The sequence below is a fragment of the uncultured Campylobacter sp. genome, from assembly GCF_938018035.1.
In the GTDB taxonomy this organism is placed as follows: domain Bacteria; phylum Campylobacterota; class Campylobacteria; order Campylobacterales; family Campylobacteraceae; genus Campylobacter_B.
This window is the reverse complement of record NZ_CALIJF010000015.1, coordinates 1-5138: the sequence shown is the minus strand read 5'-3', so window position 1 is coordinate 5138 and position 5138 is coordinate 1. Positions and strand designations below refer to the sequence as shown.

The following is a 5138-nucleotide window of genomic DNA, read 5'->3' as shown; positions in this document are numbered from 1 at the left end:
AGGGGCTGCTTGGCGTCGCGATCCCGCCGCAGATCGATTTTAGCAAGATCGGAGGGCTTAGCAACGAGATCGTGCAGAAGCTAAATCGCTTTGCGCCGCCGACGCTTTTTGCCGCGAGCGAGATCAGTGGCGTAACGCCCGCCGCGATCGATATTTTGCACATCTACATCAAACAAAATTTTGGCTTGAAATAAGCTGTGCGTCTGGCGTGAGAAGGCTGTAGTAGACTTTGACTACGCAAACAAAATAGGAATGAGCATGCAAGATGAGTTAAATTTAAGCCTGAGAAAATTTGCGAGAGACTACGACAAAGAGCCGCTAGTCATCAAAGACGAAACTAATCAAGTCATAAAAATTTCGATTATTTTGATACTTGCGTTAATGGCTTTTGGAATTTTAAGAAACGTATTTTTTGGCGGCAACTCCGATATATTTAAAATTTCATTATGCTTTTTGCTCGTCATAGGCAGGAGAAAATTCGATATGAATTTCTATAGAAACGCTTATGTCTATTTTTATAATGATAAAATCGTCAAGATAATTGACGGTAACATTTTTGCGGAAATTGCGCCGCGTCAAATACGAAAGCTTCACAAAACAGTATCCTACGCGCTTCCGATACATTACGGGCTAGATAGCGTCGGCGGTAAATCAGGCATAATATTTCTTGTCGTTATCATGGCGGCGATGTTTGTAGTTCTGCCCGTAGCGACATCTATTTTTATAATTTTAGCGACGATCTGCGTAGTGCTTTTGCCCCAGATCATTTTTCATTTTGGCAAGGGCATTGATAGCGTTTTTGATATGATATTTTTACAGGGCAAAAACGGTTTGTTTTGTAATTTTATGATCAGCAATCCAAGCGATTACGCCGAGCTGCGTAGATATTTCAAGGTCGTTTGCAATAAAAATTTAGACCTAGCCGAAAAGAAAATCACGGCGCTATTTGAAGTGAGTAAATTGGAGATAAATTTATTAGCTAAATTCATCACGGAGCGCAACAAAAAGGGCGATGCCTAGAGTTAAATTTGTATTTTAGCAGAGCCGGCAAAGCTTATAAAATTTAAAAATATAGTTAAATTTTGCACTCTGTCGCTTTAGGTTTTTAAATTTGATTCAAAATTTTGCAATCCGTCAAATTTAATCCTAATATGCTAATTCCTGTCAGGAGTGTAAACACAGATAGAGCTTATCGCTCCTGGCGCGCCAAAAGTGGATAAATTTACGTCGGAATTTTACGCAACCCGGGTGAAATTTTATTCGCGAAATGAGAACGGATTTAAAATTTAACCGTTTTTTCAAGCGAATTTTGCCACAATTGCGCTCAAATTTTATTGGGGCGAAAGATGAAAAAATATACCAAACAAATCCTCGCGATGCTCGCGCTAAACGCGATCTACAGCGGCTCGGGGATCTTGATTTTAAGCTTTATCAATAAATATCTACTTGACGGCGCCGAAAGAGGCGGGCGCATCATCGCGCTATTTTTCGCGCTCTTGGCGCTATTTCTGCTGCTTTCGGTGCTAAGCCGCATCATGCTTTGCAAGATGGAAAACGACTTCGTGTTCGATCTACGCACCAAGATCATCAAGCAGATCATCGATACGAAGTTCGAGCGCATCGAGGCTGCGTCGAAGGCGAACCTACTTGCGTCCCTTTCTAGCGATATTTCGCGCCTAACCGAGGGCTTTATGCGCATCTCCGAGCTGATCCAAGGCGCTATGATCGTGCTGTTTTGCGGTATCTACGTATTATACATCGCGCCTATGATGTTTGCGTTTTTATTCGTCTGGATCGGCGCGCTGATGATTTTCAACCGCTTTTTGATGAAAAAAGTCATGCAAAATTACGATCTGTACCGCCAAAACGAGGACGTTTTGTATAAAAACTACGCCGCGGCGATCGAGGGGCACAAGGAGCTGTCGCTAAGCCTAGCCAAAGCAAAGAGCCTATACGAAAACGACTTTTTGCCCAACGCGCAAAATTTACGCCAAAGCTCGCTGCGAGCCGAGGTCTACGGCGCGTTTGCGAGTAATTTTATGAACGTAATGATGCTAGGCGCCGTAGGCTTTGTGCTTTATTTTGGGCTTAGCGGCGGCAAAGCGGAGCTTGCAAACGCCGTAACGATCGCGCTTACGGTGCTTTTTTTGCGTGCGCCTTTGATGATGCTCATATTCTCGCTTCCTAGCGTGCTGCGCGCAAAGATCGCTTACGCAAAGATCAATGAGCTGGGCTTAGATCCGTTCGTGCAGGGCTTTGAGCTTGCGCAAATGCAGCCGTGGCGCAGCTTGGAGCTTAAAGACGTGGGCTTTTCGTATCCGGGCGGGAAATTCGGCATCAAGGGGGTAAGCTTGCAGCTAAATGCGGGCGAGACGGTGTTTTTAATCGGCGAAAACGGCAGCGGCAAATCGACGCTTTTTATGATCTTAGCGGGCCTTTATACGCCGCAAGCAGGCGAAATTTTAGCCGACGGTGCGGCTCTTAAACCCTCTGATCTGCGCGCCTACAGCAACAACATAAGCGCGGTTTTCAGTGATTTTTATCTCTTCGACTATGCTACGGGCGATGCGGACATAGCGCGCGAGTGGCTAGCGCTTACGCACCTGCAGGATAAGGTTGAGCTAAAGGGGGCTAAATTTAGCACCACGAGCCTATCTAGCGGGCAGCGCAAGCGTTTGGCGCTCGTAAGCGTGCTGATGGACGGGCGAAAATTTTTGATGCTCGATGAGTTTGCGGCCGATCTCGATCCGCAGTTTCGCGCGGAGTTTTACGAGCGAATTTTGCCCGAGCTGAAATCGCGCGGATACACGACCTTTGCGATCTCGCACGATGATAAATACTTCGGCGCCGCAGATAAAATTTATAAGATGCGAGGCGGCGAGATTTCGCGGATCAAATGAAATTTCATCGCCGCGGATTCCGCCGTCTAAAACGCAGCGCCTCATAGCTCGCGTCATGTTTTGGGCTGCACCTGCCGATCCTGCTTTAAATTTAATCGATGCCCTTTAAATTCCGCCGTGCGCGGCTTGCGGAAAATGTTTTTTGCGTTCACGCTCGCGAGAAATTAATCCAAATTTTTAAACGTAAATTTAAGAATTTCAACTATAATGCGCGCCACAACTTAATCGTAAAGGATGAAAAATGAGAAAAGTTTTAATCGCATGCGCTGTGTTGGCGGCGTTTAGTTCGGCAGCGTTTGCCGCAGACGGCGCTACATTGTATAAAAAATGCGTGGCCTGTCATGGAGCTAACGCCGAGAAGCCTTATCTTGGCGGCAAAGTACCTGCGCTAAACACCCTAAGCAAGGAAGATATCATCGCTAGCCTAAAAGGCTACAAAGACGGCACCTTAGGCGACGGCAAGGGCAAATTCGGCATGATGGGCGTTATGAAAGGTCAAGCAGCTTCACTTAACGACGAATCGATCGAAGCGCTAGCCGATTTCATCGTTTCTAAAAAATAATTTCAAACTTCATTCGGCGGGCTTCGCGCTCGCCGAACTTCGCTTAATTTAAAATTTCAAAATTCTACGCTAATATCACGTAAAAATTCCAAAGGCTCATAATGTTTAACGGACTGATCAGAGAGATCGCGCAGGTTGCGAGCTTTAGCGGCGATTCGCTGCGACTGCGCGCGAGATACCGACCTGCGCTTGGCGATAGCGTCGCGGTAAACGGCGCATGCCTGAGCGTGACGCGGCTTTTTGCGGACGGATTTGCGGTACAGCTTTCTAGCGAGACGGCGAGCGTCATCGCCATGCAAAACCTGCGCGGACCTGTGCATATCGAGCCAGCGATGCGGCTAGGCGAGCGCATAGACGGGCATTTGATCCAAGGACATGTCGATGCCGTGGGCGAAATTTATAAAATTTCAAAGCTTGCAAGCGGCGTCGATTTTTTCATCCGCGCGCCGCTGCACATAGCGCCGCTGCTAGCGCCGAAGGGCTCGGTGGCGATCGACGGCGTGAGCCTAACGATCAACGAAGTGCTCGGGGGCGGCGGAAATTTTACTCGCAAAGACCGCAAAGGTTCGCACGGTTCAAATTTTAGCGACACAGGCTCGCGTGGGCAAAATTCTAGCAGCTCAAATTCCGTTCGCGATTTAAACTCCTTGGGCGTAAATTTAAAGAGCGAAGCACAAAGCTGCGCCATTCGTCTTACGATCATCCCGCTCACGCTTAAAGATACGCTTTTTGGATCATATAAAATCGGGCGCCGCGTAAATATCGAAACCGATCTGCTCGCGCGATACGTCGCGGCGCAGCTACGTTTTGCCGGCGGACAGCCCGTCTGCGGTATGGACACGGCGCGCGATGAGAGCGCCGAGGGCGAAAAAGAGGGGCTTTCGTGGGATGCGGTAGATAAAATTTTGAGCCTGTATTAAGCGGCGCGCGATGGCTAAAATAGAAATTTGCAGAGAAAATCTTGAGTTTGTGTTGGACGGGCACGGCGTGCTGGCGGGCTTTAGCACGCGCGAAGGAGGCGTGAGCGGCGAAGCCTACGCGAGCTTAAATTTAGGGGATCACGTAGGCGACGATCCGCAAAACGTCGCGCAAAACCGCGAAATTTTAGCCGCCGCGCTCGGTATCGAACCTCGAAATTTAAAATTTATGCGCCAAATCCACTCAAACAAAATTGAAATTTTACGCGCAGGTAGTGATGAACTCTCGCCTTGCGACGGGCTAGTGACCGATCTGCGCGGCGTGGCGCTGTGCGTGCTGGTAGCGGACTGCTCGCCTGTGCTGATCGTGGACGAGCGGCGCGGCGTGGTTGCCGCAATGCATGCGGGGCGCGCGGGCGTGATAGGGCGGATCTGCACCAATGCGATAAATTTGATGAGCGAGCGCTTCGGCTGCGTCGCTGCGGAGCTGAAGGTGTTTGTAGGCGCGAATATCAAGGCGCGAAACTACGAACTTGGCGGGCTTGATCTGGGCGAGTTTGAGTGCTACAAAACGCAGGGGCATTTCGATATGAACGCCGCGCTGCGCGATGAGCTCGCAGCTGCGGGAGTACGAAACGTTAAATTTGATCCGCGCTGCACCTTCGAGAGCGAGCGGCATTTTTCATACCGCAGAGATGGCGTCACGGGGCGCTTCTGTGGGTTTGTGATGAATAAAATTTAATCAATTTAGAGTTGTGG

5 protein-coding genes and 1 pseudogene are annotated in these 5138 nt (G+C 48.7%); all 6 read left to right on the top strand.

Annotation, left to right across the window (positions count from 1 at the left end; all coding sequences use genetic code 11):
* Positions 1–194 (top strand): annotated as a pseudogene (locus tag Q0257_RS00520) (tRNA uridine-5-carboxymethylaminomethyl(34) synthesis enzyme MnmG); the annotation flags it as partial.
* A 64-nt stretch (positions 195–258) separates the two neighbouring features.
* The gene (locus tag Q0257_RS00515; RefSeq protein ID WP_298020200.1) at positions 259–1020 is read left to right on the top strand and encodes a hypothetical protein; all 762 of its coding nucleotides are present in this window, start codon (positions 259–261) and stop codon (positions 1018–1020) included.
* Positions 1021–1346: 326 nt separating this feature from the next.
* The gene (locus tag Q0257_RS00510; protein WP_298020197.1) at positions 1347–2900 is read left to right on the top strand and encodes an ATP-binding cassette domain-containing protein; all 1554 of its coding nucleotides are present in this window, start codon (positions 1347–1349) and stop codon (positions 2898–2900) included.
* Between the two features lie 241 nt (positions 2901–3141).
* Complete coding sequence (locus Q0257_RS00505; RefSeq protein ID WP_298020194.1) at positions 3142–3462, top strand: c-type cytochrome; 321 nt, start codon at positions 3142–3144, stop codon at positions 3460–3462.
* A gap of 101 nt (positions 3463–3563) precedes the next feature.
* On the top strand, positions 3564–4382 hold the full coding sequence (locus Q0257_RS00500) for a riboflavin synthase (protein ID WP_298020189.1): 819 nt from the start codon (positions 3564–3566) through the stop codon (positions 4380–4382).
* Positions 4383–4392: 10 nt separating this feature from the next.
* On the top strand, positions 4393–5121 hold the full coding sequence (locus Q0257_RS00495) for a polyphenol oxidase family protein (RefSeq protein ID WP_298020186.1): 729 nt from the start codon (positions 4393–4395) through the stop codon (positions 5119–5121).
* Positions 5122–5138: the final 17 nt, after the last annotated feature.